The sequence below is a fragment of the Arthrobacter sp. BL-252-APC-1A genome, from assembly GCF_009696625.1.
Lineage (GTDB): Bacteria > Actinomycetota > Actinomycetes > Actinomycetales > Micrococcaceae > Arthrobacter_B.
The window spans coordinates 224,806-251,440 of record NZ_VULS01000004.1 but is presented as its reverse complement, the minus strand read 5'-3'; the positions used below and the strand labels follow the sequence as shown (position 1 = coordinate 251,440).

Annotated in this window: 26 protein-coding genes; 5 read left to right on the top strand and 21 right to left on the bottom strand. The window is 65.7% G+C overall.

Going from position 1 to position 26,635, the window contains the following annotated elements:
* Window positions 1-3: 3 nt before the first annotated feature.
* Genes FYJ28_RS08560 through FYJ28_RS08535 form a run of 6 tightly spaced genes read right to left on the bottom strand, consistent with a single transcriptional unit; the run spans window position 4 to window position 5,069 of the window.
* Complete coding sequence (locus FYJ28_RS08560; protein WP_055240452.1) at window positions 4-444, bottom strand: molybdenum cofactor biosynthesis protein MoaE; 441 nt, start codon at window positions 442-444, stop codon at window positions 4-6.
* Window positions 434-931 (bottom strand): MogA/MoaB family molybdenum cofactor biosynthesis protein, encoded by a 498-nt coding sequence (locus FYJ28_RS08555; RefSeq protein WP_326831608.1) that lies wholly within the window; start codon window positions 929-931, stop codon window positions 434-436. Before FYJ28_RS08555 ends, FYJ28_RS08560 begins: the two co-directional genes overlap by 11 nt.
* A complete protein-coding gene (gene moaC / locus FYJ28_RS08550; protein ID WP_055240450.1) occupies window positions 928-1,422 on the bottom strand; it encodes a cyclic pyranopterin monophosphate synthase MoaC in 495 nt (164 codons plus the stop codon). Before moaC ends, FYJ28_RS08555 begins: the two co-directional genes overlap by 4 nt.
* 24 nt (window positions 1,423-1,446) lie before the next feature.
* Window positions 1,447-2,694 carry a molybdopterin molybdotransferase MoeA gene (locus tag FYJ28_RS08545; protein ID WP_326831607.1) on the bottom strand — a complete coding sequence of 416 codons (1,248 nt, stop codon included), beginning with the start codon at window positions 2,692-2,694 and terminating at the stop codon, window positions 1,447-1,449.
* A complete protein-coding gene (locus FYJ28_RS17340; RefSeq protein ID WP_154578988.1) occupies window positions 2,585-3,535 on the bottom strand; it encodes a tyrosine-protein phosphatase in 951 nt (316 codons plus the stop codon). The genes FYJ28_RS08545 and FYJ28_RS17340 overlap by 110 nt, the downstream gene beginning before the upstream one ends.
* A 7-nt stretch (window positions 3,536-3,542) precedes the next feature.
* Window positions 3,543-5,069, bottom strand: coding sequence for a molybdopterin-dependent oxidoreductase (locus tag FYJ28_RS08535; protein ID WP_154578987.1), 1,527 nt, complete (start codon window positions 5,067-5,069; stop codon window positions 3,543-3,545).
* A 144-nt stretch (window positions 5,070-5,213) separates the two neighbouring features.
* Between FYJ28_RS08535 and moaA the strand changes: the two genes are divergently transcribed.
* Both moaA and FYJ28_RS08525 read left to right on the top strand, forming a co-directional pair.
* Window positions 5,214-6,332, top strand: coding sequence for a GTP 3',8-cyclase MoaA (gene moaA / locus FYJ28_RS08530; RefSeq protein WP_229780340.1), 1,119 nt, complete (start codon window positions 5,214-5,216; stop codon window positions 6,330-6,332).
* Window positions 6,333-6,593, top strand: a complete 261-nt coding sequence (locus tag FYJ28_RS08525; RefSeq protein WP_326831606.1) for a MoaD/ThiS family protein — start codon at window positions 6,333-6,335, stop codon at window positions 6,591-6,593.
* A 100-nt stretch (window positions 6,594-6,693) separates the two neighbouring features.
* On the opposite strand, the gene FYJ28_RS08520 is transcribed toward FYJ28_RS08525, so the two are convergent.
* The 8 genes from FYJ28_RS08520 to truB form a co-directional block, all read right to left on the bottom strand.
* Window positions 6,694-8,088 carry a M16 family metallopeptidase gene (locus FYJ28_RS08520; protein ID WP_154578986.1) on the bottom strand — a complete coding sequence of 465 codons (1,395 nt, stop codon included), beginning with the start codon at window positions 8,086-8,088 and terminating at the stop codon, window positions 6,694-6,696.
* Window positions 8,089-10,311 (bottom strand): polyribonucleotide nucleotidyltransferase, encoded by a 2,223-nt coding sequence (locus FYJ28_RS08515; RefSeq protein ID WP_154578985.1) that lies wholly within the window; start codon window positions 10,309-10,311, stop codon window positions 8,089-8,091.
* Between the two features lie 325 nt (window positions 10,312-10,636).
* Complete coding sequence (gene rpsO / locus FYJ28_RS08510) at window positions 10,637-10,906, bottom strand: 30S ribosomal protein S15 (RefSeq protein ID WP_055240444.1); 270 nt, start codon at window positions 10,904-10,906, stop codon at window positions 10,637-10,639.
* A 133-nt stretch (window positions 10,907-11,039) separates the two neighbouring features.
* The gene (locus FYJ28_RS08505) at window positions 11,040-12,029 is read right to left on the bottom strand and encodes a bifunctional riboflavin kinase/FAD synthetase (protein ID WP_326831605.1); all 990 of its coding nucleotides are present in this window, start codon (window positions 12,027-12,029) and stop codon (window positions 11,040-11,042) included.
* Window positions 12,030-12,126: 97 nt separating this feature from the next.
* Complete coding sequence (locus FYJ28_RS08500; RefSeq protein WP_055240442.1) at window positions 12,127-12,783, bottom strand: DUF4345 domain-containing protein; 657 nt, start codon at window positions 12,781-12,783, stop codon at window positions 12,127-12,129.
* A gap of 94 nt (window positions 12,784-12,877) precedes the next feature.
* The gene (locus tag FYJ28_RS08495) at window positions 12,878-13,321 is read right to left on the bottom strand and encodes a hypothetical protein (RefSeq protein ID WP_055240441.1); all 444 of its coding nucleotides are present in this window, start codon (window positions 13,319-13,321) and stop codon (window positions 12,878-12,880) included.
* Window positions 13,318-13,686 (bottom strand): hypothetical protein, encoded by a 369-nt coding sequence (locus FYJ28_RS08490; RefSeq protein ID WP_404322180.1) that lies wholly within the window; start codon window positions 13,684-13,686, stop codon window positions 13,318-13,320. Before FYJ28_RS08490 ends, FYJ28_RS08495 begins: the two co-directional genes overlap by 4 nt.
* 6 nt (window positions 13,687-13,692) lie before the next feature.
* Window positions 13,693-14,613, bottom strand: coding sequence for a tRNA pseudouridine(55) synthase TruB (gene truB / locus FYJ28_RS08485; protein WP_082413436.1), 921 nt, complete (start codon window positions 14,611-14,613; stop codon window positions 13,693-13,695).
* A 107-nt stretch (window positions 14,614-14,720) separates the two neighbouring features.
* On the opposite strand from truB, the gene FYJ28_RS08480 reads away from it, so the two are divergent.
* Window positions 14,721-15,869 (top strand): pyridoxal phosphate-dependent aminotransferase, encoded by a 1,149-nt coding sequence (locus FYJ28_RS08480; RefSeq protein ID WP_154578983.1) that lies wholly within the window; start codon window positions 14,721-14,723, stop codon window positions 15,867-15,869.
* Between the two features lie 86 nt (window positions 15,870-15,955).
* Here the strand turns inward: FYJ28_RS08480 and rbfA are convergent, their stop codons facing one another.
* The 5 genes from rbfA to rimP form a co-directional block, all read right to left on the bottom strand.
* The gene (gene rbfA / locus FYJ28_RS08475; RefSeq protein ID WP_055240439.1) at window positions 15,956-16,432 is read right to left on the bottom strand and encodes a 30S ribosome-binding factor RbfA; all 477 of its coding nucleotides are present in this window, start codon (window positions 16,430-16,432) and stop codon (window positions 15,956-15,958) included.
* A gap of 173 nt (window positions 16,433-16,605) precedes the next feature.
* A complete protein-coding gene (infB, locus tag FYJ28_RS08470; protein WP_326831603.1) occupies window positions 16,606-19,449 on the bottom strand; it encodes a translation initiation factor IF-2 in 2,844 nt (947 codons plus the stop codon).
* Window positions 19,450-19,600: 151 nt separating this feature from the next.
* Complete coding sequence (locus tag FYJ28_RS17335; RefSeq protein ID WP_229780366.1) at window positions 19,601-19,840, bottom strand: YlxR family protein; 240 nt, start codon at window positions 19,838-19,840, stop codon at window positions 19,601-19,603.
* Between the two features lie 189 nt (window positions 19,841-20,029).
* Window positions 20,030-21,001: a transcription termination factor NusA gene (gene nusA, locus FYJ28_RS08460; protein ID WP_055240437.1), complete on the bottom strand. Its 972-nt coding sequence runs from the start codon at window positions 20,999-21,001 to the stop codon at window positions 20,030-20,032.
* Window positions 21,002-21,628, bottom strand: a complete 627-nt coding sequence (gene rimP / locus FYJ28_RS08455; protein ID WP_055240436.1) for a ribosome maturation factor RimP — start codon at window positions 21,626-21,628, stop codon at window positions 21,002-21,004.
* A 105-nt stretch (window positions 21,629-21,733) separates the two neighbouring features.
* On the opposite strand from rimP, the gene FYJ28_RS08450 reads away from it, so the two are divergent.
* Window positions 21,734-22,804: a DUF4439 domain-containing protein gene (locus tag FYJ28_RS08450; protein ID WP_154578981.1), complete on the top strand. Its 1,071-nt coding sequence runs from the start codon at window positions 21,734-21,736 to the stop codon at window positions 22,802-22,804.
* Between the two features lie 130 nt (window positions 22,805-22,934).
* On the top strand, window positions 22,935-23,918 hold the full coding sequence (locus FYJ28_RS08445) for an aminoglycoside phosphotransferase family protein (protein WP_154578980.1): 984 nt from the start codon (window positions 22,935-22,937) through the stop codon (window positions 23,916-23,918).
* 24 nt (window positions 23,919-23,942) lie between these two features.
* On the opposite strand, the gene FYJ28_RS08440 is transcribed toward FYJ28_RS08445, so the two are convergent.
* Window positions 23,943-24,752 (bottom strand): sulfite exporter TauE/SafE family protein, encoded by an 810-nt coding sequence (locus FYJ28_RS08440; protein WP_326831602.1) that lies wholly within the window; start codon window positions 24,750-24,752, stop codon window positions 23,943-23,945.
* A gap of 8 nt (window positions 24,753-24,760) precedes the next feature.
* Complete coding sequence (locus FYJ28_RS08435; RefSeq protein WP_326831601.1) at window positions 24,761-26,560, bottom strand: proline--tRNA ligase; 1,800 nt, start codon at window positions 26,558-26,560, stop codon at window positions 24,761-24,763.
* Between the last annotated feature and the right edge of the window lie 75 nt (window positions 26,561-26,635).

Sequence of the window (26,635 nt, the reverse complement as noted above, 5' to 3'; positions counted from 1 at the left end):
CGGTCAGGCCGGGGCGTCGCTGACGCCCACCCATTCCACCGTTCCGTCGGCGAAAACCTGTTCCTTCCAGATGGGCACCTCGGCTTTGATGGTGTCCACCAGTTCGGAGCAGGCGGCGAAGGCGGTTCCCCGGTGCGCCGAGGCAACAGCAGCCACGAGCGCGGCGTCGCCGATTTCAAGCGGCCCGGTCCGGTGTGCCGCCCAAATGCGCACTCCGTCATATTTGGCCGCAATCCGTGCTGCTACATCCGCGATCACTGCTGAGGCGCTGGGATGGGCACTGTAGCCAAGGGAACGGACGTCCCGTCCGCCGTCGTGGTTGCGGACAATCCCGCTGAAGGTGACGACTGCACCTGCCTGTGGTGTCCAGGCCTGGGCATACGCGCTCTCGGTGTCCAGGACCTCTGTCCCAACCGCTGCTGCGACTACTTCGCTAGTGCTCATTGATGCCCTCCAGCTGGCCGCAGATGTGTCCAAGAATTGGTTCCAGAACGGCAAGTCCGTCCGTCACGCCGGACGGGGATCCGGGCAGGTTCAGGACGAACGTCTTTCCGGCCGTTCCGGCGTAGCCGCGGGTCAGCGCCGCCATTGGCGTCTTCGTAAGCCCGTCCGCGCGGAGGGCCTCCATGACCCCGGGCATCTGCCGGTCAAGCAGCGGCAGCGTCTGTTCCGGGGTGGCATCAGTAGGGCTGACGCCGGTCCCGCCGCTGGTGAAGAGTACTGACGGTTGCAGGGCAAGCATGCGCTGCAGCGCCTTGCTCACCTCTTCGCCGTCGGGCACGACTTCTGCCAGCACAACATCGTAGCCGTGTGTGTAGAGCCAGTCCTGCAGCAGGGGTCCTGCCTGGTCTTCGTACACACCGGCTGCGGCACGGGTGGAAGCTACCAGGATGGCCGCTGTCCGCCGCGGAACCGTCTCATTTCTTCTCACAGGCTCCAGTCTCCGCTCTTGCCGCCGGACTTGGCGAGCACCATGATGTCCGAAATCACCGCATGCTTATCCGCTGCCTTGACCATGTCGTACAACGTCAGGGCCGTAACGGACACAGCGGTCAGTGCTTCCATTTCGACGCCGGTCAGGGCTTTGGTCTTTACAGTTGCCTTCATGACCACGGCGCTCTCCCCCGGTTCAAAGTCGACGGTGACCTTGGTGATGGGCAGCGGATGGCACAGCGGGATGAGGTTTGAGGTCTGTTTGGCGGCCATGATGCCTGCCACACGGGAAACCGCGAAGGCGTCGCCCTTGGGCAGACCGCCGTCGGTGAGCAGGCGGACCACCTCCGCAGTGGTCTTCAGCACCGCCTGAGCGGTGGCTTCGCGGGATGTCTCAGTCTTTGCCGAGACATCCACCATGTGGGCGGTTCCGTCGGCACGGACGTGCGTGAGCGCCGGTGAGTCCCCGGACAGTTCTTCCCCGGACATTCTCGGGTCCTTTCAGTGGAGCGGTTAGTCCAACAGCCATACTGTCACTTCTGACCCGGCCTTCACCTGTTCGGTGTCGGCAGGTATCAGGACCAGCGCGTTGGAAGCGGCCAGGGCATGCACCAGGTGGGACCCGGGACCGCCAACGAGTTCCACTCTTCCGCCGGCGTAGGTTCCCCGCCGCACCTGGAGCTTTCCCTTCGGACTGGAGGCGTCGCCGGCCAGGACAGCGCTGAGCGTTCTCCGGGGGGACGGAATGCCCGTCACCGCCGTGAGCGCCGGGCGCAGGAAAACTTCAAAGGAAACCAGGGCACTGACCGGATTTCCCGGGAACCCCAGAAACGGGACGCCGTCCACGGAACCGATTCCCTGCGGACCGCCCGGCTGCATGGCAACAGAGCAGAACGTCACGCCTTCGGCGGCCAGCGCGAGCCGGACCACTTCATAGGCACCCTTGCTGATGCCCCCGGAGGTCAGCACCAGATCCGCCTGGCCGCGGCCGAGCTCTTGGCGCAGGGCAGCGAGGAAGTCCTCCGGTGAGTCCGCCAGGATCCTCGACCGGACAACCTCCGCTCCGGCACCGGCGAGGCTGGCAGCCAGCAGGGTGGTATTCGCGTCATGGATCTGGCCGGGAGCCAGTTCCATGCCCGGCTCCACTACCTCGTCTCCGGTGCTCAGCAGCAGCACCCGGACCGGCGCGTAGACCGGAACTTCTGCGATGCCCAGCGCGGCCAGCAGTCCCAGCTGCGCCGGCCCCAGGCGGGATCCTTCCTGCAGCGCTGCGGCACCGGCGGGGATGTCACTGCCCGCGGCACGGACGTACTGTCCGGCGGGGACGCCTGAGGGCAGCCCGACGACGGCACCGGCACGCTCCCCGGGCGCATAGAAGGCGTCCGGAACCGCTTTTTCAATCGGCACGACGGCGTCCGCTCCGGCCGGGAGCATTGCGCCCGTCATGATCGGGGCGGCGGAGCCGGGATCCAGCTCCGGGGCGGGGACGCCGGCCGGGATGGGCTGGGAGACCGGCAGCTGAACCAAGCCCACTGCCGGGGCGTGCGCCAGGTCAGCGGAACGGACCGCGTATCCGTCCATCTGGGAGTTTGCGAACGGCGGGAGGCTGCGCGGGGCCCTGATTGTTTCGGCCAGGATCCTGCCGGAGGCTTCAGCAAGGGAAAGCGTCTCCGCCCGCCGCCTCAGGTGATCCGAGAGCAGGGCGCGGACGGCTTCGCGGTGTTCTTCCACCGGACGTGCCCGGCTGCCTGTGCTGCTCACGTTCCTCCTGTGGAACCTCGTCCCCGTCATGGTCTGCGCAAAAGTCTATGCCGCCGGATGATCCTGCGCCCGTAAGCCCACCGGAACGGAGGTAGCCGGCCGAAGAGCCGTGGTGTTCCTGCACCCAGGCCAGGGCGGTGCGGACAGCGTCAGCCGGAGCCCGGGTTACCAGGGCCACGATCTGCTCGTTCACGGGGACACCCATAGAGGCAACCATGCCCAGCATCCGCTCGGACCATTCCCCCGCCAGGCTGCGTTCGCTCTGCTCATAGTCGGCAATGACGGCGTCCTGTTCAACACCTACGGCGTCAAGAACCAGGGCAATGGACACTCCCGCGCGGTCCTTGCCTGCGGTGCAGTGGACCAGCGTGGAACCTTGTGCGGACGTTATGGCCCGGGCTGTGGCTGCGAACTCGGGCGCTCCGTGCTGGAGCATGCCGGTGTAAACCTCGCCCAGGTCCGGCAGCCGGTCCAGCGCGGCCTGGACTGCCCGGGCGGCGGCTTCAGGGTGCAGACCCGCCCGCTGCATTGCTTCCTGTGCTGTGCCGGTGAAGGCCCCCTCAAGCAGCGGCAGATTGACCTTGGTGAACTCCACGGAGACAGGCAGCCGGTCCGGTGCCATCTGCGCTTCCGCCGGTGTCCGGTAGTCGACGATCACGCTGATCCCAGAGCCGGAGAGCTGCTGGAGTCCCTGCGGGGTCAGGTTACTGAGTGCATCCGACCGGTAGAGGACGCCTGGCTTCGTTCTGCCGCCGCCGGCCAGCGGCATTCCTCCCGTGTCCCGGAAGTATGTAGGTACCTTCGAGGTTGCTGACTGCCATCCGTCGACCCTAGCGGACATGCAGGCCCTAGGCAGCCTGGACGCGCACCGTATGCAGGCCGGTGGCGCCGTCGGGCACTACGGGGCGTTCAGCTGCATCCTGGACGTTGCCGTTGGCGTCGAGCGCCCGGACGCTCAGGGTGTGCTCTCCCTCCGGAAGATCTACCTCGGCCGCGAACTGGCGCCAGGTATCTGCCGAAATGCCCGCGGCGAGGCGGGCGTCCAGCCATTCGCCGTCGTCGACCTTCACCTGCACAGCGCTGATCCCGGTGTGCTGGGCCCAGGCAACCCCGGCAACCGTGGTCTTCCCGGCGTTGATGTTTTCGCCCCGGCCGGGTGTATCGATCCGCGAGGACAGCTTGACCGGCCCGCGTTCTGACCATCCCCGGTCCGTCCAATAGGCAGCCTCGTCGGCGAAGCGTGAGACTTTCAGCTCGGTGACCCATTTGGTCGCGGAAACGTAGCCATACAGACCAGGCACAACCATTCGCACCGGAAAGCCGTGCTCGGGCGGCAGCGGCTCGCCGTTCATTGCCACGGCCAGCAGCGAGTCCCGTGCATCCGTCAGTGCTTCCAGGGGCGTCGTGGCCGTCCAGCCGTCCGCGCTTCTGGAAAGCACTGTGTCCGCGCCCGGCTGCACCCCCGCTTCAGCGAGGAGGGTTCGCACCGGCCAGCCCAGCCATTTTGCGTTGCCAATCAGGGAGCCGCCCACCTCGTTGGACACGCAGGCAAGCGTGATCCAGCTTTCCTGCAGTGGCTTCGCCATCAGCTCCGCGTAGCTGATCTCAACCTCGCGGTCCACCATCCCGGTGACCCGCAGGGTCCACGTATCCGGATTGACCAGGGGCACCCGCAGAGCGGTATCTATGCGGTAGAAATCCCCGTTCGGGGTCACCAGCGGCTCCGCCCCCGGGACCCCCAGGTCCGCACCGGCAGGAATCGCCTGAGCTGGCTGGACCGGCGCCGGCAGCTGCAGGTTGGCCCGCAGGTCTTCCACGGCCACCTGGGAGCTGCGTGAAGCTACGGCCAGCCCGCCGCCGACAGCCGCAACCGCTGCTCCCCCGCCCACTGCCCGCAGCACGTCCCGCCGACTGGCACCGGCATCGCCTGGCGGTGCCGCCTCATACCTGCGGATCCTTGCCGCCAGCGCCCGCAGCACCAGCACACCCGCAAGCCCTGCGGCCAGCGGCGGCAGCAGCGCGAGCGGGCTGAACTGCGCGCGGGACAGCACGGCAGCGGCGCCCAGGACACCAAACGCGCCAAGGACGGCAGACCCCGCAGGCGGGCGGGCTTTCTCAAGGACACCGCAGGCGGCACCGATCAGCAGTATCAGGACCAGCATTGAGGCCAGCAGTGCAATCTTGTCCGAGGTCCCGAATACCGCAATCGCCCAGTCCTTGACCGGGCCGGGAACTGCGTCGATGACCACCGAGCCGACGGCGGTAACCGGTGAGAGCGACGGGCTGAGGGCAGCCGCAGCAAGCTCTCCCGCCGCCACGGCAATCCCGGCCGCCACTATACCGGCTGCCGCTGCCCATCCCCGCTTCCCTGGCATGTGCCGCTCTCCCTTCGGCCGCAGCCTGTTCCGCGCACCGCAGGCACGCCTATCCCGCCCGATTATGGCAGCGGTACCTGATGAGTTTGTGTGAGCCGCTGTGCCGTCCTAGAGACGTGATGTGAAACCGCCTACACTCGGGGGATGGGAATTGAGCTCGGCATGCCCGCCTTCACACCGCCGCGGCCCCCCGCGGGAGGAGCAGGCGCTCCGGCGGGCGCAGGCGTTCCGGAGCAGCTGGACGGACTTGTTGACCGCTATGGACGCCGGGCTACGGACATGCGGCTGTCCCTGACGGATAAGTGCAACCTGCGCTGCACCTACTGCATGCCCGCCTCAGGCCTTGACTGGCTGCCCAAGGACAAGGTGCTGACCGCCGCGGAAATCATCCGGCTGGTGGGAATCGGCGTCAACGGCCTGGGCGTCCGGGAGCTGCGGCTGACAGGCGGGGAGCCGCTCGTGCGGGCAGACCTGGTGGAAATAGTCGGCGGAATCCGGGCCAACCATCCGGACCTTCCGGTTTCCCTGACCACTAACGGACTGGGTTTGGACAAAAAGGCGTCAGCGCTCAAAGAGGCGGGACTGACCCGCATCAACGTTTCCCTGGACTCACTGCATCCGGGTACCTTCGCCCAGCTCACCCGGCGCCCCTTCCTGGACCGGGTCCTGACGGGCGTCGAGGAAGCAGCCCGCGTGGGCCTGGGGCTCATCAAGATCAATGCCGTACTGATGCGCGGCATCAATGACGTTGAGGCACCCGCGCTCCTGGACTGGGCCGTACAGCACGGATTCGAGCTGCGGTTCATCGAACAGATGCCCCTGGACGCGGACCATGGCTGGACCCGCGAGGGAATGATCACCGCTGCTGAAATCCGCGCCCTGCTGGAGGAACGCTTTGTCCTCACCCCCGACCCGCGCAACCGCGACGGCGCTCCGGCCGAACGATGGGAAGTGCGGCACCGTTCCTCCCCCGCTGAGGTTGCCGGCGTCGTCGGGATCATTGCCTCGGTGACCGAACCGTTCTGCGCCGACTGCCGCCGCACGCGCATTACCGCGGAGGGAAAGGTGCGCAGCTGCCTGTTCTCCCACGAAGAGACAGACCTGCTGGAACTGCTCAGGAGCACCGGTGACGACACCGCCGTCGCGCGCCGCTGGCAGGAAGCCATGTGGGGCAAGCCAAAGGCGCATGGAATGGACCATGCCGGACTGGGCGCACCGGATTACGTGCAGCCCGAAAGAACTATGAGTGCGATAGGTGGCTAAGTGCTGATCCGCTATTTTGGCGCTGCGAAGGCAGCCGCGGGAATCGAAGAGGAAACCCTGGAGGCCGGTCCCCTGCAGCTCGGTGAACTGCTGGAAAAGCTGGCCGCGCTGCATCCCGATGCCCCGGAAGGAACTCCCGTCCTGCAGACCGTGATCGGGCGCAGCACGTTTCTGGTCAATGAGGTTGCGGCCCGGAACCGCACTCTGCTGCTGGGTCCCGGGGACACCGTGGACATCCTTCCGCCCTTTGCCGGCGGTTAGACCCTCAGCCCCTCCACCCAACAAAACAATCGAGATAGCAGAAACTGCCCGAATGAGCGTTCATACGGGCAGTTTCTGTCATCTCGATGAGGGGAAGAGGCTAGAAGCCCAGGTCCGCCGGAGAGTTGAAGGGACCCACCACGGTGATGGTCCGCGGGGCTGCTGCAAGTTCGGCGGCGAGCTCCTGGACCTGTTCGGCCGTGACGGCACGGATCCGTGCCAGGGATTCTTCGATGTCCACGTATTCGCCGCGGACAAGCTCGGCGCTGCCCAGGCGGGACATCCGCGAACCGGTGTCCTCCATGCCCAGCACCAGTCCGCCGGAAATCTGACCCAGTGCGCGGGCCAGTTCCCCGGGTTCGACGCCGTCCGCTGCCAGGCGCTCGAGTTCTGACTGCAGCAGGTCGATGACCTGCCGGGTCTTGGCCGGAGAGCAGCCCGCATACATGCCGAAGTATCCGGCATCGGTGTAGGCCGCGGAGAAGGAGTACGTCGAGTAGACCAGTCCCCGCTTCTCGCGGATCTCCTGGAACAGACGGGAAGACATGCCGCCGCCCAGGATGGTGTTCAGCACGCTCATGGCGAACCGGCGGCTGTCCGTGGCCGTCAGCGAGGGGCAGCCGAGCACAATGTTGGCCTGTTCCACCGGGCGGTTGATGACATGGATGCCGCCCCCGCCGGTGATCTGCGCCGGGGTGGTGTCCCTGCGCGGGGCAGGTTCGGCCGTCTCGTCCAGTTCCCAGCCGGCACGCTTAAGCGCGTCCAGGACCAGGGACACCACAATCTCGTGCTCAAGTCCTCCGGCTGCCGTGACCACCAGGGTCTCGGGCCGGTAGTGGCGCCGGTAGTGCTCCAGCACTGCCTCGCGCGGCACCGCCTTGATCGCTTCCGGGGTGCCGCCGATGGGCCGGCCCAGCGGGTGGTCGCCCAGCACGGCTTCGGCGAACTTCTCGTGGCAGAGATCCGCGGGGTCATCGGCGTCCATCGCGATTTCCTCGAGGATGACGTCGCGTTCCTGCTCCAGCTCCTCGGCATCGAGCACGGCTGAGGTCACCATGTCCGCAATGACGTCAATGGCCATTGGCAGGTCGGTGTCCAGCACGCGGGCGTAGTAGCAGGTGGTTTCCTTCGCCGTCGCGGCGTTGGATTCTCCTCCTACCTCGTCGAACGCAGAGGCGATGTCCATGGCGCTGCGCCGGGCAGTGCCCTTGAACAGCAGGTGTTCCAGGAAGTGCGTGGAACCGTGCCGGCCTTCGGCCTCGTCACGCGAACCGACGCCAACCCAGAAGCCGATGGTCGCGCTGCGCTGGCCGGGCATTGACTCGGTGAGCACACGTACGCCGCCGGGAAGGACGGAACGGCGCACGACGGCGCCGGCCGGGTCACCGATTTCCAGTGCCGGATCGCCCGCCCGGGATGTCAGGGGAAATGGGACAACCGTCCCGGTGCGGGAAAAACCCGCGCCGGAACGGCTGTCTGCAGTGTTTTCAGGCATCTACTCTGCTGTCTCAGCAGCCGCTTCGCCCTCGGCGTCGTCTTCAGCAACAACCGGCGAGAGCGACAGCTTGCCGCGGTCGTCAATCTTGGTGATTTCAACCTGGATCTTCTGGCCGACGGAGACAACGTCATCCACGTTGTCAACGCGCTTGCCGCCCGAGAGCTTGCGCAGCTCGGAGATGTGCAGCAGGCCGTCCTTGCCCGGGGTCAGGGAGATGAAGGCACCAAAGGTGGTGGTCTTCACAACGGTGCCCAGGTAACGCTCGCCCAGTTCGGGAACCATCGGGTTGGCAATCGCGTTGATCGCAGCCCGGGCAGCCTCGGCGGACGTGCCGTCCGTGGCGCCGATCAGGACCGTGCCGTCATCTTCGATGGAGATGTCAGCGCCGGTGTCTTCCTGGATCTGGTTGATCATCTTGCCCTTCGGGCCAATGACCTCGCCGATCTTGTCCACGGGGATCTTCACCGAGATGATCCGCGGAGCGAACTCGGAGAGCTCATCCGGGGTATCGATCGCGGCGTCCATGACACCGAGGATGTGCAGGCGGGCTTCGCGGGCCTGCTTCAGGGCTGCGGCCAGGACCGAGGCGGGGATGCCGTCGAGCTTGGTATCGAGCTGGATGGCGGTAACGAACTCGGAGGTACCGGCAACCTTGAAGTCCATGTCACCGAAGGCATCTTCGGCGCCGAGGATATCGGTCAGGGCTGCGTAGCGGGTCTCGCCGTCAACCTGGTCGGAGACCAGGCCCATGGCGATGCCGGCAACCGGAGCCTTCAGCGGCACACCGGCGTTGAGCATGGACAGCGTCGAGGCGCAGACCGAACCCATTGAGGTGGAGCCGTTGGAGGACAGTGCCTCGGAGACCTGGCGGATGGCGTACGGGAACTCTTCACGCGACGGCAGCACCGGCATGAGCGCACGCTCTGCCAGGGCACCGTGGCCGATTTCGCGGCGCTTGGGCGAGCCCACGCGGCCGGTCTCACCGGTCGAGTACGGCGGGAAGTTGTAGTTGTGCATGTAGCGCTTGCGCGTTACCGGCGACAGCGAGTCAATCTGCTGTTCCATCTTGAGCATGTTCAGCGTGGTGACGCCCAGGATCTGGGTTTCGCCGCGCTCGAAGATTGCCGAACCGTGAACGCGGGGCAGAACCTCAACCTCGGCGGTGAGCTGGCGGATATCCGTCAGGCCACGGCCGTCGATGCGGATCTGGTCCTTGAGGATGCGCTGGCGGACAACCTGCTTGGTGACCGAGCGGAACGCTGCGGAAACTTCGTTCTCACGGCCTTCGAAGCGCTCGGCCAGGGAAGTCTTGACTTCGTCCTTCAGGGCGTCGGAAGCGGCGTCGCGCTCCTGCTTGTCAGCGATGGTGAAGACCTCTGCCAGCTTGGCGGCGGCAGCAGCTTCAACAGCTTCGTAAACGTCGTCCTGGTAATCCAGGAAGATCGGGAACTCTACAGTCGGCTTGGCGGCGCGTGCAGCCAGGTCGGACTGTGCGTCGCACAGAACCTTGATGAACGGCTTGGCGGCTTCGAGGCCTTCAGCAACAACCTCTTCGGTCGGGGCGGTGGCGCCCTCTTCCTTGATGAGGTTCCAGGCGTTGTCCGTGGCTTCGGCTTCAACCATCATGATGGCGACGTCGTCACCGGCAATGCGGCCGGCAACCACCATGGAGAACACAGCGCGCTCCAGCTCGGAGTGCTTCGGGAACGCGACCCACTGGCCTTCGACCAGGGCAACGCGGACGCCGCCGATCGGGCCGGAGAACGGCAGGCCGGAAAGCTGGGTGGACATGGAGGATGCGTTGATGGCAACCACGTCGTAGAGCACGTCCGGGTTGATCGCCATAACGGTGACAACAACCTGGACTTCGTTGCGCAGGCCCTTGACGAATGCCGGGCGCAGCGGGCGGTCCATCAGGCGGCAGGCCAGGATGGCTTCGGTGGACGGGCGTCCTTCACGGCGGAAGAACGAGCCCGGGATGCGGCCGGCGGCGTACATACGCTCTTCGACGTCCACGGTCAGCGGGAAGAAGTCAAAGCCTTCACGCGGGGACTTGCCGGCAGAGGTTGCCGAGAGCAGTGCGGTGTCTTCGTCGATGTAGACCATCGCGGAACCTGCGGCCTGGGCTGCGAGGCGGCCGGTTTCGAAGCGGATAACGCGCTTGCCGAAACGGCCGTTGTCAATTACGGCTTCTGAATACTGGATTTCGGGACCCTCCATAGAGAGTCACCTCCGTTTCTTTGATGCGGAGGCACCCAGCACCGTCCCATGATTCCCTTCCCTCCGCGGATGCGGGGCTGGGGATTCAACACCCGGTCTTCGATCGAGGTCCACGGGCTGTTGCTCCCGGAGACCACTACCGAGGACCGCGAATGCTGCGATGCTGGCTGACTCCTGTATTTGTTTTTTCTTTTACTTCGGTAGTGCCGGTACAGCTTGGGGCAGGTGCGCTTCCGGACTAACCCGGTGTCCATGTCTGCCTGGCTGTACCCTGCGCTAAAGGGCGGCCCTGCGCAGTTACGCAGGAACCGCCCTCAAAGCAGAACTAGCGGCGCAGGCCGAGACGCTCGATGAGCGCACGGTAACGCGTGATGTCGGTCTCGCGCAGGTAACCCAGCATGCGGCGACGACGGCCAACCAGGGCCATCAGGCCGCGGCGGGTGTGGTGGTCGTGCTTGTGGGTCTTCAGGTGCTCGGTCAGGTCCGAAATACGACGGGACAGAACAGCAACCTGAACCTCGGGGGATCCGGTGTCACCTTCGGTGAGAGCGAATTCCTTGATGATTGCCTGCTTGACGGCGGGATCGAGTGCCAATGTAACTCCTACAGTTGTGCCGTGAGGCCCGAATCAGCACTTCGCTGCCGGGAACCCTGTGCCGGCAGCGCATAAACGCGGCAGACACAAAGAAATTCAGCCGCCACGGACCGCAGCCGAATTTTGCTCCAGTTTACCCGGCGACGGGGCCTTCTGTCGAAAGGACCTCGCGGGTGCGCGCCACGTCAAGGCGCATCTGCTCGATTAGTGCCTCCGGGCCCGTGTACGCGACCATCCCCCGAAGCCGGTCCACGAATTCAACCCCCACGGTCTGGCCGTACAGGTCGAAATCCTCCACTGCTTCCTGCGGGCGGTCGATGACGTGAGCCTCCACCTGGCGGCTGACGCCGTCGAAGGTGGGGTTTGAACCCACTGAGATGGCCGCAGGCCAGCGGGTTCCGGCAGAATCCACGAGCCAGCCGGCGTAAATGCCGTCGGCCGGAATAAGCCCGGTGGATTCCGGCGCCAGGTTCGCCGTGGGGAAGCCGAGTTCGCGTCCGCGGGCGGCGCCGTGAACCACAGTGCCCCGCATACGGTGGGTGCGGCCCAGCAGGCGTGTTGCCGTGCGCACGTCCCCGGCAGCCAGTGCTTCACGGATCCACGTTGAGGAGCAGCGGCGCCCCTGGATGTCCCCGGGTCCTTCCGGAAGGGCGTCGAAGTCGTCGACCGCCACAACATCAAAACCCAGCTCGGCACCGAGCTCGCGCATGGTGTCCAGGTCTCCGGTGTTGCCGCGTCCAAACCTGGCGTCATGGCCCAGCACCACGGCCACGGCGTGCAGCCCGTCAGCAAGGAACCTTCGGACAAACTCCTCAGCGCTCAGCGCTGCCAGGTCCAAGTCGTAGTGGACCATCAGCAGGCCGTCGAGCCCGGTCTCCGCCAGGGCTTCGGTCCGGTCTGCCGGCCCCATAATGAGCACCGGGGCGCTCTCCGGACGGTGGACGGCGGCGGGGTGCGGGTCAAAGGAAAGTGCGACGGCGGCTGAACCGCGGTCGCGTGCGGTCTTAACCAGGCGCGAAAGAACGTGCTGGTGGCCGAGGTGGACGCCGTCGAAATTGCCGATCGTAACTACTGTCGGACCAAGGTCGGACGGCACCTCCGCAAGGTCATTCCAGTAATACACCCGAGCTCCTTACCAGCGGACAGTCATCCATGAATGCCTCCGGACAGCGCTGGCTGCGCGGAAGGCTTCATCCATTATGGCGGAAAAGGGCTCCCGGTTACGCACCGGTTCCAGCCGGGGCGCTGCCGCCTTCTGAACCGTGGTGGATTTCCCGCCGCAGTTCACTGGTCTTGGCGATAAACCGGTGCCAGACCAGCAGGGCCGGAGGAAAGGCCAGCTCCACGATCATGAGGATGATCAACGTGAAGTGCGGGGTGCCCGAAAATGCCCACGACAGCACCCGGCCTATACCGCCCAGGAAGACCATCAGGCAGACCAGCCACAGCATGTTTGCCCACTGGAACTTGATGGCGATGGCTATGAACGCGGCGCCGACGCCAATCATCATCGCGGAGAAGAAACGGAACTGGCTCTCCAGGGACGCGTTGACCGCTCCTCCGCTGGTTTCGGCCACGCCGGCGGTGCCGGTAATGAGGTAATAAGCGCCGATCGCGGCGATCACGACGCCGACGCCGACTACGACGGCCCGGAAAACACCCCAGTCGTCGCTGCTCTTCCAGGTCTTGCTGCCCGCTGCGGCAGCCTTCGGTCCCCTTTTCGGCGGGCGCGCACCCACTTTTCCGCCCCGGCTGTCAGCTGCCGGACCGGTGCCCGGTGCTGTTGCCGCGTCCGGGCGGGAATGTTCCGTCTGCTGCCGCGGCGTAGCTGCGGCCCTGCGCGGGTTTTCTTCCGGTCCCGATGCTGGGATTGTCATTGTCCTGCCCCCTGACGGGATTCGCGGCGCGCCTGTCACAGCGCAGTTTTCCACATCGTCTCACGACCGGAAGCCCACAAGAACCCCGGTGCGGCTAGGCGTGTTGGCGGTTCCGGTGCTTGTAAAGCCAGAGCAGGCCCACGATCGGCAGGACCAGCGGCACAAACCCGTAGCCCATTCCGAAACCGGACCAGACGGTGTCATCCGGCAGTGCGGCCGCGTCCAGGAGCCCGAAGAGTCCTACCGCCACGACGCCCGCCATTTCGATGCTGACGGCAGCGACGGAGACCTTATAGGAGGTCTCCCCCGACTTGGCCAGGGACACCGTTGCCACAATGTAGACGACGGCGGCAAACGCGGAGAGCAGGTAGGCCAGCGGCGCCTCTTCGAACTTGGTTGCAATCTGGAAGGCGGCACGTGCCGTAGCGGCAAGCGCGAAAACCCCGTAGACGGCCACGATTAGCCTGCCCGGTCCGGCGTTGCGTGCCGCCGGAGCGGCGGCATCGGCGTCGGGCCTGGGCTTGATCAGTTTCTTCATGCCAGCGGCACTCCATCCCAAATCTGTTCCATCCGGAACAACATTACGAACACCGTGATTCCCACTGCACCGAGCACGAAGTTGCTCCACCGTGACCGGTCCATGAGGGACCACCAGACAGCTCCGATCGGAATCACCGCGGCGGTGAACAGGTATCCCCAGAACTCCCACGCGGGGCCGTTCAGCGTCTCTCCGCCGGTCTGGCGGATGACGGCGGCAATCGCGTAGACGATCAGGAACAGCTCGACGGCGGCCGCGGAGAGAATTGTCAGGTCATTGGGGCCGTGGCGCAGCACAGCAGCACCCACGCACAGCACGGTGGATACGAGACAGACAATCGTCCCGACAATGAACAGGGGGTCGATGACCACTTAGGACCTTTCGTTTCCCGGAGCGAAGACCAGCAGCGCCCGGGCAGTGTCAGCTTTGTCCGCCAGCAGGCCGATCAGTTCGCCGTCCGGTGCGAAGGCTGCGACCGGCACCGGTTCGCCGTCCGCCAGGGGAACACCGGAGGCGCTGATGCGGCGGCCGTGGGAAATGTTGTCGGCTTCCTCGGAAGTCAGTTCCCGCACCGGGAACAGCGCGCGGGCAGCGTCGTTGAGCTCAAGCAGGGACAGGTCCTCGGCCAGCTGTTCCAGCGTCGAGGCCCGCTCCTCCGTGTAGGGACCGACTGAGGTTCGCCGCAGGGCGGTCAGGTGGCCCCCAACGCCGAGGGCGGCTCCGAGGTCCCTGGCCAATGCACGGATATAGGTTCCGGAGGAGCACTCAACCGTGACGTCGACGTCGCGCAGTTTTCCGCCGTGCTCCCGGCGGATGTCATGGATCTCGAACCTCGAGACGGTAACGGGCCTGGCCGGGAGATTCACTTCTCCGCCGGCGCGGACTTTGGCATAGGAGCGTTCCCCGCCGACTTTGATGGCGCTGACGCTGCTGGGAACCTGCTGGATATCCCCCGTCAGGTCGGCGACCGCTGCGCGGATTTCCTCGTCAGTGACGGCAGCGGCGATCGTCTCGGCGATAACCTCTCCCTCGGCGTCGTCAGTGATGGTGGACTGGCCCAGCCGGATGGTGGCGTCGTAGGTCTTAGAGGTTCCCACAATGTAGGTCAGCAGCCGGGTGGCCTTGTTAATGCCCACCACCAGCACACCTGTTGCCATGGGGTCCAGGGTTCCGGCATGGCCGACTTTCCTGGTCCCGGCGAGCCTGCGCAGACGGCCCACCACGTCATGGCTGGTCCATCCCTGCGGTTTGTCCACAATAATTAGTCCTGAACGGACCTGCCCGGAATTCACGCCTTTCAGTATATGCGCGGCGCAGGTACTGGTTCTCCTGCTGGCCTGGCTCCGGGCAGCGGCCCGGCCTCCGGGACTGCGGAGCGTGCCGGCTGTAGCATGCGGTTATGTCTCAGCTCGCTGCCCACGTGCGTTCCGTTGACCCGAACCAGATCCGCGAAATAACGCAGGCAGCATGGGCGACCCCCAACGCGGTAGTGCTCAGCATCGGAGAGCCGGGGTTCCCCACTCCGGTGCATGTGCTGCAGGCTGCACAGGAAACCCTCGCCCGGGACGAGACGGGATACACACCGAATGCCGGCATTGCCCCGCTGCGGGCAGCGTTCGCGGAACGGGTATCTGCGCAGACCGGGCAGGACACTGACCCGTCCCGGATCTTCGTCACCTCGGGGGCGCAGCAGGGACTGCACCTGGCGATGAGCATGCTGCTGGATGCCGGGGATGAGATCCTCATCCCCAATCCCGGCTACCCCACCTTCGCCATGACCGCCAGGCTGCTGCATGCCGTGCCCGTGGAGTACCCGCTTCATCCGGCCAATGGCTTCCAGCCGCAGATCGAGGAGATTGAGGCGAGAATCACTCCCCGCACCCGGGTGCTGCTGCTGAATTCGCCCTCTAATCCGCTGGGCGCGGTCTTCAGCCCGGACCTGACCCGCGAGCTGGTTGAGCTGGCACGCCGCCGGGGACTCTGGATTCTCTCTGACGAGTGCTACGAGGCATTCACCTACGATGTGCCGCATGTTTCCCCGCTGGCTTACGACGGAGCCAACGGCGGACGTGTCATAGCTTCCTACACGCTGTCCAAGACCTATGGGCTGACCGGGCTGCGCGTCGGGGCGCTTGTGACGCCTGCGGGACTGGAAGCGCAGCTGAGCACGGTGATGGAGTCGATCGTCTCCTGTGTGGCCTCACCCTCGCAGTACGCCGCGCTGGCGGCACTGACCGGCCCCCAGGACTATGTGCGCGAAGCTGCCGCGCATTACCGAGGCAACAGGGATGCGGCGTCGGCAATCCTGGAAGCCAAGGGAATACCGTTCCTTGCCGCTCAGGGCGCCTTTTACCTTTGGGCAGATCTCTCGCACGTTTCCGGAGGCGACATCCGCACATGGACCAGACAGTTCCTGGCGGAAGAAGGAGTTGCCGTAGCTCCCGGAACCGCATTCGGTTCCATCGGCGAAGGGTGGGTCCGGATTGCCCTGTGCGGCCGGCGGGATGAACTGGTCGCCGGGGTCACCCGGCTGCCCGGCGTTGGCTGATCCCGGCTCTTCCACGATTCATACGGCATGCAAAAGGAGCGGAACCCCATCCGGGGTGCCGCTCCTTTTCCTGAAACCTGTTCGCGCTAGCTGCGCGCGTCGGAGTCCTCTGCCGGTGCGTCCTGCAGGTCCTCTTCGTCGTCGTCTTCGTCCCTGCGGTAGGGATCGGCGTCGCCGGCGTAAGCTGCACCCTGCTTCAGCGCGGCGAGTTCTTCGTCGCGCTTCTTGGCTTCCCGGATCAGTTCCTCCAGGTGGCTGGCGTTCACCGGGATCTCGTCAGCGACGAACTCCAGGGTCGGAGTGAGGCGGACAGTGATGTTCTTGCCCACCTCCGAACGCAGGACTCCGCGGGCGGAATCCAGGGCAGCCTTCGTGTCAGCCTGCTGGGCCTCGTCACCGAAAACCGTGTAGTAGACGGTCGCGTGCTGCAGGTCATTCGTAACGCGGGCATCGGTGATGGTCACGAATCCCAGCCGGGGATCCTTGATCCGCCGCTCGAGCGCCTGGGCAACTACCACCTTGATGCGGTCAGCGAGTTTCGCAGCGCGTGCTGGATCTGCCATTACCTCTCCTTCAATAAAGATGTGGGTTCGCGGCAACGGGGACCGGTAGGGCCGCCGTCGCGCGCTGAAATGCCCCTTGGCCCGGCAGGTGACTGCCGTGGCCGGACGGGGCGACGCGGGCCGGAGGGCCCGCAGGCAGGGGCCGCCGCGAACGGCGGCCCCTGGCCGGGATACTAGACCCGCGGCTTCTCGCGCATCTCGAAGGTCTCGATGATGTCGCCTTCCTTGACGTCGTTGAACGACCCCAGACCGATACCACACTCGAAGTCCGTGCGGACCTCGGTTGCGTCGTCCTTGAACCGCTTGAGCGAATCAACGGTGAGGTTCTCGCCAATGACCTTGCCGTCGCGGGTAACCCGCGCCTTGGCGTTGCGCCGGATAACACCGGAGCGCACGATCGAGCCGGCAATGTTGCCGAACTTGGAGGAACGGAAGACTTCGCGGACCTCGGCGGTGCCGAGCTGCACTTCCTCGTACTCCGGCTTGAGCATGCCCTTGAGGGCCAGCTCAATGTCATCGATTGCTGCGTAGATGACGGAGTAGAAGCGCATGTCCACGCCTTCGCGCTCGGCCAGGTCGGCCACACGCTCGGCAGGCTTGACGTTGAAGCCGATGATGATCGCGTTGTCCACGGTCGCCAGGTTGACGTCGTTCTGCGTGATGGCACCGACGCCGCGGTGGATGACGCGCAGCTGCACGCCGTCCCCAACGTCGATCTTGAGCAGGGAGTCTTCCAGGGCTTCCACGGCACCGGACACGTCACCCTTGAGGATGAGGTTAAGGGTGTCAACCTTGCCGTCAGCAACGGCCTGGTCGAAGTCCTCAAGGCTGATGCGCTTGCGGCGCTTGGCCAGTGCGGCGTTGCGGTCTGCAGCTTCACGCTTCTCAGCGATCTGGCGGGCAGTACGCTCGTCGTCGGTCACGAAGAAGGTGTCGCCTGCACGCGGAACGTTGGACAGGCCGAGGACCTGGACCGGACGCGAAGGCCCGGCTTCGGTAACGGTGTCGCCGTTCTCATCGAACATGGCACGAACGCGGCCGTGTGCGGTGCCCGCCACGATCGTGTCGCCGACACGCAGCGTACCGGACTGGACCAGGACGGTCGCGACGGCGCCGCGGCCCTTGTCCAGGTTCGCTTCGATGGCAATGCCTCGAGCGTCCTTGTCCGGGTTGGCACGCATGTCCAGGGCAGCATCTGCGGTGAGCAGCACGGCCTCGAGCAGGGCGTCGATGTTCAGGTTCTGGCGTGCCGAGACCTCAACGAACATGGTGTCGCCACCGTATTCTTCCGGAACCAGGCCGTATTCGGTCAGCTGGCCGCGGACCTTCTCCGGGTTGGCGCCTTCCTTATCGATCTTGTTCACGGCAACCACGATCGGCACATTTGCTGCCTGTGCGTGGTTGAGGGCTTCAACGGTCTGCGGCATAACGCCGTCGTCCGCTGCCACAACCAGAACAGCAATGTCGGTGACCTTCGCACCACGGGCACGCATGGCGGTGAACGCCTCGTGGCCCGGGGTATCGATGAAGGTGATGGCCCGCTCAGTGCCTTCGTGGTCGAAGGCGATCTGGTAGGCACCGATGTGCTGGGTAATGCCGCCGGCTTCGCCTTCAACCACCTTGGTGTTGCGGATGGCATCCAGCAGGCGGGTCTTACCGTGGTCAACGTGACCCATGACGGTGACTACCGGAGGACGTGCCTCGAGTTCGTCGTCGCCTTCGGCTTCCAGCTCTGCTTCGAAGTCGATGTCGAAGCTGGAAAGCAGTTCGCGCTCTTCGTCTTCGGGTGAGACAACCTGGATCTTGTAACCCAGTTCATCGCCGAGAACGCCGAACGTCTCTTCGTCCAGGGACTGGGTGGCCGTGGCCATTTCACCGAGGTGGAACAGCACAGTCACCAGCGCTGCGGGGTTTGCCTCAATCTTGTCAGCGAAGTCCGTGATGGACGCGCCGCGGCGCAGCCGGACAACCGTGTTGCCGTCGCCGCGGGGTACCGAAACGCCGCCCAGCGACGGAGCTGACATCTGCTCCAGTTCCTGCCGCTTTGCCCGCTTCGACTTGCGCTGCTTGCCGCGTCCTGCGCCGCCCTTGCCGAAAGCACCGGCAGTGCCGCCGCGTCCGCGGCCGCCCTTGCCGAAGCCGCCGCCAACGGGACCGCCGCCGGTGCCCGGAGCTCCGCCGGGTCCGCGGCGGGGTCCGCCTGCACCCGGACGTGCCGGGGCTGCGGGCCGCTCAGTGCGGTTGGGCATCATGCCCGGAGTAGGACGGTTTCCACCGGCACCGCCGGGACGCGGAGCACCCGGACGCGGTGCGCCGGGACGGGGTGCACCCGGACGCGGAGCGCCCGGACGGGGACCGCCGGAGCCGGCTGCCGGACGCGGTCCTGCTGCGCCGGGAGTGCCGGTGCGCTCGGAATCATCGCGGCGCTGGCCGGGACGGGGCATTCCCTGGGATGTTGCAAACGGGTTGTTGCCGGGACGGGGACCGCCCTGGCCACGCTCGCCGTCGCCGCGTCCGCGGGGACGGGGCATGCCCTGGGAAGGTGCAAACGGGTTGTTGCCCGGACGCGGGCCGGAAGCTCCGGGCCGCGGGGCACCCGGGCGGGGTGCGGAAGAGGAATCCGCTGCCGGTGCTGCCGGAGCAGCAGGCTTTTCTGCAGCCTTCGGAGCCGGAGCTGCCGGTGCTGCCGGAGCGGGGGCCGGTGCTGCAGGCTTGCTCTCTGCCTTAGGGGCGGGAGCAGCCGGCTTTTCAGCGGCGGGAGCCGAAGCTTCCGCCGGTGCTTCAGCGGCAGGGGCGGCCGGAGCGGGTGCTGCCGGACGGGGGCCTGAGCTGGCCGGCTTGGATGCCGGCTTGGATGCTGCGTCGGGGAATGCACCGCGCAGCTTCTTGACTACGGGCGCTTCAATGGTCGAGGACGCGGAACGGACGAATTCGCCCAGTTCCTGCAGTTTTGCAACTGCGTCCTTCGAAGTAATGCCGAGCTCTTTGGCGAGCTCGTGTACGCGGACCTTGGCCACATTTCTCCTGTCTCGGTCCGCACCGAGCCAGGCACGAACCGTCTATTTGCTGCGGGCTTCCACTGCGGATGCAGCAGGGCCCATCACAGAGCACAACAAAGTACTCATCGCTGGGTACTCATCGGGTTTCCATCAGATTTCTGACCCGCTTTCAGGTTGGACGGTTTCGAGGGGGGTTCCGGGCCGGACCCGCCTCTTGAGCTTCAAACCACTGTGCCACTGCCGAGGGATCAGCCTGTGCCCGGAAGGCACGGCCAAAGGCCCGGCGTTTCACAGCGGTTGCAAAGCATGCTGCGTCGGGGTGCAACCAGGCGCCCCGGCCAGACATACGGCGGCTCTCATCAACAAGGACGGCATTCATGCCATCCCCAGAATCCAGTGCCAGCCGCATCAGTGCAGCCTGGTCATCCTTCTTCCTGCAGCCAATGCACGTTCTCTGCGGAACGTGCCCTGATCCTGCCGCAGGCCGCACCGAATTCACGGGCTCCTGCGGTTGCTGGAAGGCGGACGGTGACCCGGCCATGAACATTCTACCGCGTTTCTTTTCTCTTGCCTTCATCCTGCCTGCGGAAGGAAGAAGTTAGGCGGACTTTGCGTCGGAGACGATGTCGATGCGCCAGCCCGTGAGCTTGGCAGCGAGACGTGCGTTCTGCCCTTCCTTGCCGATCGCCAGCGAAAGCTGGTAATCAGGGACCACCACGCGCGCCGAACGGGTGTCGGCATCGGTGATCGTCACGGAGTTCACGCGTGAAGGCGAGAGAGCGTTGGCAATAAATGTTGCCGGGTCTTCGCTGAAGTCAACAATGTCGATTTTCTCGTCGTGCAGTTCCGTCATGACGGCACGCACACGCGAACCCATTTCACCGATGCAGGCGCCCTTGGCGTTGATGCCCGGAACGTTGGCCTTCACAGCGATCTTGGTGCGGTGGCCCGCCTCGCGTGCCAGGGCGACGATTTCCACGGACCCGTCCGCGATCTCCGGAACTTCCAGCTCGAAGAGCTTCCGTACCAGGCCCGGGTGGGAGCGGGAAAGCGTGATCGACGGCCCCTTGAAGCCGCGGCGAACGTCGACGACGAAAGCACGCACGCGCGATCCGTGCAGGTACTTCTCCCCCGGTACCTGCTCGGTCGGCGGCAGCAGCGCTTCAACGGAACCGAGGTTTACCTGGACCATGTGCGGGTTGTTGCCCTGCTGGATCTGACCGGAAACCAGTTCTCCTTCACGGCCCTTGAACTCACCAAGGATGTTGTCGTCTTCGACGTCGCGCAGCCGCTGCAGGATGATCTGCCGGGCCGTGCTCGCTGCGATTCGGCCAAATCCGGCAGGCGTGTCATCGAACTCGCCCACGGCCTCGCCGTCGTCGTCGAGCTCTGTGGCCCAGATGGTCACGTGGCCGGACTTGCGGTCCAGTTCGGCGCGGGCATTCTCCTGTGAGCCGGTGGTCTTGTGGTAGGCGACCAGCAGTGCCTGTTCAATCGTGGGGATCAGCTTGTCCAGCGGAATTTCGCGTTCCGCTTCCAGCAGCCTCAGCGCACTCATATCAATATCCATTTAGGCCTCCTCGGCTGTGCTTTTCATTCCGTCGGCGTCCTCGCCAGCCGGTTCGTCCTCAAGGTGGGCGAATTCAATCTCCACCCGTCCCTTGGCTATCTGGTCAAATGCCAGGTGCGTCTTCTCGCCCTGCTTCGCCTTCATTCCCTTTTTGACCGCGATTTCGGGTATCAGCGTGATTCCCTTGTCGTCGACCTCAATCAGGCGTCCGGTAATGCCGTCGCCGCGAACAGGGGTCACCGAGACCATGCGGCCGGCATTGCGCCTCCAGTGCCGGGGCTCCGTCAGGGGACGGGAAACGCCGGGCGAGGAGACTTCCAGGCTGTAGGGGCGTCCGTCATCGTTCGGGTCCTGGTCCATGGCATCCGAAAGAACGCGGGAAACGTCTGCGATGCGGTCAAGGCTCACACCGCCGCTCTCCGTCTCCGGAAGGTCCACAATGACGTGAACGGTGCGGTGGGCACCGGCGATCCTGATTTCGATGTCCTCAAGGAAGAGGTTCTCACCGGCAACTGTGGGAGCCAGATAGTCCTTCAGCCTTTGCGTCTCTGCTGCGACCTCTGCACGCTGTGCGTTCTTGCGGTAGTTAGACGACGTGTCTTTTTTAGGGCTGGGGCGACCCGCCATTACTGCCTCCCACTAGATGTTGTTGTAGCTCCTAGCCTACCGACTTTCCGCGGCCGCCGGGTCACCGCCGCAGGTGGGGACGCGTTCGTGGCATGATCGAGTGTTGTGAACAAGCCCCGTACCGCCCCGCGGCCGTCTGCTGCGCGCCCGTCACGGGCTGCCGCCGCTGCCGGCTTTCTGCGGCGTACCCTCGCGCTGGGCCTGCTGGCCTGCGTGATTGCCGGATTGGGGCTGACCGCAGGATCCGGAGCAGAGCCGGAACGTCCGCGCAGCTTTTCAGAGCAGGCGCTGAATGAGGCGTTCGCCACTTCCCGGGTTTTAGCTGCCGAGGCGGAGTCACGGGCAGCCGCCGCCCAGGGTCCCCGGGCTGCTGCACTGCTGGATGCGGCGGACACGCTCAGCCGGCAGTCGCTGCTGCTGACCAGTCCCGGCGGAGCTGCAGCGCTGCGGGAATCAGAGGGTGTGGAGGAGCAGTCCTTCACGAAGGCACTTCAGGATTCGGCACGGACGAACCTGGCCGCCGCTGGCCGGGCAGACTATGGAACGGCTCGGCTGCTTGCCTCGACCGGGACCGGGCAGCTGCTGCTCTCACAGAACCTCGCCGAGGCCCTGGGCGAAACCCCGGAACCCGTCCAGGAAAGCGGATGGACCCCCGTGCTCAACGAAGACGGGCAAACCAAATGCACCAACGACGGCGCGGGGTCCGACCGCGCTGAAATCCGGGAACGGCCCGGTGCGGCAGAGTCGCTGCAGGCGGTCCTCGATGCTGAATTCGGCGCGGCGTACGCCTACGAGGTTGCGCAGGCCCAGGCCGGGAGCGCCTTTACGGTACTGGGCAGCACACCCGCCAAACTCAGGGAAGCCCATCTGGAAGCCGGGCTTGAGGGAGCAGAGCGCCTGCCCTCGCTGTGCCTGCCGGAAATCACGCCTGTTCCGGCGTATGCGCTGTCCCCTGGTTTCCTGGCGAATCCGGCTGCCTCCCTGGCGGAGCTGGAAGAAGCAATGCCCACTCTCTATGCCGAGCTGACCGGCACGAGCGACGGCGCTGTGCGGGCCTGGGCGATCGACCGGCTGGTTGCCAGCTCACTGTTCCTCTACGCCGGCGCAGCCGAGATACCACCGGCCCCCGGGCTGGATGCTGAACCTGCTGCGCTTCCCTGGGCTGCCCAGGGCTAGGAGCCGCCCAGACCTGCACTGGCACGGTTGGGGACGGCCCCCTAGGCTGGGTTGGTGGCCGCACCAGTCATGAGCCTGCCCCGCAGGCAACACCCGCGGCCACGCAATCCAGCCTGCAGGAGGCGCCCCCATGGCTTCAACCGTCGTTGTACCCGAGGCACTGCGCCGGCGCTACGGGCGCTCGCGTGAAGGCCGGGACTGGGTCGACAGCCTTCCGGACCTCGTAGACGCGGCCTTCGCTGCCTTCGGTCTTCAGTTTGACGGCACTGCCGGTACCGCAGGCTGGCATGGTCACGGAGCGCTGGTGCTGCCCGTGCTGGCCGCAGACCGGTCTCCGGCGGTTCTCAAGCTGCCCTTCCCGCATCCCGAAGCAGCAGCCGAGGCACCGGCCCTGCACCTCTGGGCGGGCCGCGGGGCGGTGCGCCTGCTGGGACAGGACCCCGCGGGAAGCGCTTTGCTGCTGGAGCGGCTCATCCCGGAAGTAAGCCTGCTCCAGGCCCCCATGGAAGACGCGGTGCAGGTCTGGGGCGGACTCATCCGGCAGCTGGGCATCCCGGTTGCGGACGAGCCGGAGTGGGCCGGGATTCCCTCCGCGGCGGAGCGGGCCGAACAGCTCTCGGATGAATTGCCGGCGGAATGGGAGGACCTGGGACAGCCCTTCGAACGCTGGCTGCTGGAAGAAGCGCTGGCCGTCTGCCAAACGCGGGGCATAGTGGGACGGCGGAGCAGCCGCGATGTACTGGTGCATGCGGATCTGCACTTTGGGAACGTCCTGGCACGTCCGGCCGGCGGGTACGCGGCAATTGATCCGCAGGCTGTCTGCGGCGAGGCGGAGTACGCCGTCGCACCCATGCTGTGGAACCGGCTGCAGGACCTGGACCCGGCTGCGCCGGAAGCAGCACTGCTGCAGCGGCTGCAGGACCTTTGTGCCGCCGGCGGGCTGGACGCCGAAGCCGCGGCTGAGTGGAGCATTCTCCGTGAAGTCGCCAACGCCGTGGACTATCTCCGGGACGGAATGGCTGGGGATGCGCAGCGCTCCCTGTGGGTCGCCTCGGCGCTGGCGGGAAAGACCCATCCCGGGCTGCCGCCGGTGAGCGAGCTGCCGGCCGCCTAGCCTGCAGCAGGAAGGCACCGGCAGCTAACACCGGCGGCAGCCCGGGAAGTTCTCCATCCAGACGTCCGTGCCGAGCTTGATGATCAGCGCGCCAACCACCACCAGGAACACGATCCGGATAAACTTGCTGCCCTTCTTCACGGCCATGCGGGCACCGATGTAACCGCCGGTCATGTTGGCCAGGCCCAGGATGAGCCCCACGCCCCACAGCAGTGAACCGTGCGGCAGGAAGAACGCCAGGGCACCGATGTTGGTGGCCATGTTGACGATCTTGGCCTTCGCGCTGGCCGCCAGGAAGTTATACCCGAGCAGCGTCACCATGGCAATGATCAGGAAAGACCCGGTGCCCGGACCAATGAGGCCGTCGTAGAAACCGATGACGGCGCCGATGGCACCGGCAGTGATGTAATGCCGGTTCCCGGAGTGGCGGAGCTTGGTCAGCTCTCCCACAGTGGGCTGCGTGGCAGTAAAGACCGCCACGACAATCAGTGCCGCCACAATGATGGGTTTGAAGACCGAGGACGGCAGCGATGCCGCCAGCACCGCTCCCCCAAAGCTGCCCGCCAGCGCGACGCCGGCCATGGGCAGCGCGGTTTTGAGGTCCGGATGGGCGCGCCGGTAGTAGGTGATGGCGCTCGTGGTGGTCCCGAACACGGACCCCATCTTGTTGGTCGCCAGAGCCTGTACCGGCGTGATGCCGGGGACCAGGAGAAGCGCCGGCAGCTGCAGCAGTCCGCCGCCGCCCACAACGGCATCGACCCACCCTGCGGCGAGGCCCGCCACCACCACAAGTGCGATGGTGGCGAGCGTTATGTCCTCAAGCCCTGAGACCACCTACGGACTCAGCCGCGGACGGCGCGGAGCACATACTCCACGGCCTCGGCCACCGGAACATTCTCGGCCTCGCCGGTGGCGCGGTCCTTGATTTCGACGACGCCGTCAGCCAGCCCGCGGCCGACCACCAGAATGGTCGGAACGCCGATCAGCTCGGCATCGCCGAACTTCACGCCCGGGGAAACCTTGGGGCGGTCGTCGTAGATGACCTCCAGTCCGGCAGCTTCCAGTTCCTCGGAGAGCTTGGCTGCGGCTTCGAAGATCTCCTCGCCGCGGCCGGTGGCAACAACGTGCACGTCAGCCGGGGCCACGGAACGCGGCCAGATGATGCCCTTGTCATCGTGGTTTGACTCGGCCAGTGCGGCAACGGCGCGGGTGACGCCTACACCGTAGGAGCCCATGGTGACGGTGGCGAGCTTGCCGTTCTTGTCCAGCACCTTCAGTCCCAGGGCTTCGGCGTACTTGCGGCCCAGCTGGAAGATGTGGCCCATTTCGATGCCGCGGGCGGCTTCGAGCGGACCGGAGCCGTCCGGCGCTTCGTCGCCCTCGCGGACTTCCACGGCCTCAATGACGCCGTCCCAGCCGAAGTCGCGTCCCGCGACCAGGCCGATTACGTGCTTGCCCTGGGTGTTGGCTCCGGTCACCCAGCGGGTTCCGGAAACCACGCGCGGGTCCACGAGGTAAAGCAGCCCGGTGGCGGATTCGCTGCCGAGCACGGCTTCGTCCAGGGACAGGCCCGGGCCGATGTACCCCTTGACGAGTCCCGGGTTCTTCTTCAGGTCTTCGTCGGTGGCAGCTTCGATGCCCAGCTCGCCGCCGATTTCCAGGTGCGCACCGATATTGGCTTCGATCCGCTTGAGGTCCACGGCACGGTCACCGGGAACACCGACGACGACGATCTGCCGCTCTCCGGTGGGCAGCGTCACCGCGAGCACCACGTTCTTGAGCGTATCTGCGGCGGTCCACTCGCCGTCGTCCTTCGGGAAGCGGGCGTTGACGTCCGCTACCAGGGTGTCGATGGTGGGGGTGTCGGGGGTGTCCACAACCTGTGCGGCCGGAGCGCCGGTGTAATCAACCGGTTCCGGGGCCACTGTGGTGACCGCTTCGACGTTGGCTGCGTAGCCGGCGGCGGAACGGACATAGGTATCCTCGCCGACCGGGGTGGGGTGCAGGAACTCTTCGCTCTTCGATCCGCCCATGGCGCCTGAAACAGCGGAGACAACTACGACGTCGAGGCCCAGGCGTTCGAAGATGCGCAGGTAAGCACCGCGGTGCGCCTGGTAGCTGGCTTCAAGTCCTTCGTCATCAATGTCGAAGGAGTAGGAATCCTTCATGATGAACTCGCGGCCGCGGAGCAGTCCGGCACGCGGCCGTGCTTCGTCGCGGTACTTGTTCTGGATCTGGAACAGCGAGACCGGCAGGTCCTTGTAGGAGTTGTAGAGGTCCTTGACCAGGAGGGTGAACATTTCCTCGTGGGTCGGCGCCAGCAGGTAGTCCGCGCCCTTTCGGTCCTGGAGGCGGAACAGGTTTTCACCGTATTCGGTCCAGCGGTTCGAGGCTTCGTAAGGCTCACGCGGCAGCAGTGCCGGGAAGTGGACTTCCTGGGCGCCGATCGCCGCCATTTCCTCGCGGATGATGGTCTCAACCTTGCCCAGGACGCGCAGTCCCAGCGGGAGCCAGGAGTAAATGCCGGGAGCGGCACGGCGGATGTATCCGGCCCGGACCAGCAGGCGGTGGCTGGCGACGTCGGCGTCGGCCGGGTCTTCGCGCAGGGTGCGCAGGAAAAGGGTGGAAAGTCGAAGGACCACGCGTCGAATCCGTTTCTGCAGCTTGGGCTGCACGCTAAGGAAGAAGTTCTCCCTACTAATCTAGCCCCTGGCAGC

Coding starts and splice junctions, on each gene's coding strand:
- FYJ28_RS08495 (WP_055240441.1), bottom strand. CDS start 13,321: ATGAAGAAACTGATCAAGCCCAGGCCCGACGCCGATGCCGCCGCTCCG.
- FYJ28_RS08500 (WP_055240442.1), bottom strand. CDS start 12,783: ATGACAATCCCAGCATCGGGACCGGAAGAAAACCCGCGCAGGGCCGCA.
- rimP (WP_055240436.1), bottom strand. CDS start 21,628: ATGGCGGGTCGCCCCAGCCCTAAAAAAGACACGTCGTCTAACTACCGC.
- FYJ28_RS17340 (WP_154578988.1), bottom strand. CDS start 3,535: ATGTCCGCTAGGGTCGACGGATGGCAGTCAGCAACCTCGAAGGTACCT.
- FYJ28_RS08520 (WP_154578986.1), bottom strand. CDS start 8,088: ATGCCTGAAAACACTGCAGACAGCCGTTCCGGCGCGGGTTTTTCCCGC.
- moaA (WP_229780340.1), top strand. CDS start 5,214: ATGGGAATTGAGCTCGGCATGCCCGCCTTCACACCGCCGCGGCCCCCC.
- FYJ28_RS08480 (WP_154578983.1), top strand. CDS start 14,721: ATGTCTCAGCTCGCTGCCCACGTGCGTTCCGTTGACCCGAACCAGATC.
- FYJ28_RS08535 (WP_154578987.1), bottom strand. CDS start 5,069: ATGCCAGGGAAGCGGGGATGGGCAGCGGCAGCCGGTATAGTGGCGGCC.
- rbfA (WP_055240439.1), bottom strand. CDS start 16,432: ATGGCAGATCCAGCACGCGCTGCGAAACTCGCTGACCGCATCAAGGTG.
- FYJ28_RS08515 (WP_154578985.1), bottom strand. CDS start 10,311: ATGGAGGGTCCCGAAATCCAGTATTCAGAAGCCGTAATTGACAACGGC.
- FYJ28_RS08560 (WP_055240452.1), bottom strand. CDS start 444: ATGAGCACTAGCGAAGTAGTCGCAGCAGCGGTTGGGACAGAGGTCCTG.
- FYJ28_RS08445 (WP_154578980.1), top strand. CDS start 22,935: ATGGCTTCAACCGTCGTTGTACCCGAGGCACTGCGCCGGCGCTACGGG.
- nusA (WP_055240437.1), bottom strand. CDS start 21,001: ATGGATATTGATATGAGTGCGCTGAGGCTGCTGGAAGCGGAACGCGAA.
- FYJ28_RS17335 (WP_229780366.1), bottom strand. CDS start 19,840: ATGCGGCTGGCACTGGATTCTGGGGATGGCATGAATGCCGTCCTTGTT.
- moaC (WP_055240450.1), bottom strand. CDS start 1,422: ATGTCCGGGGAAGAACTGTCCGGGGACTCACCGGCGCTCACGCACGTC.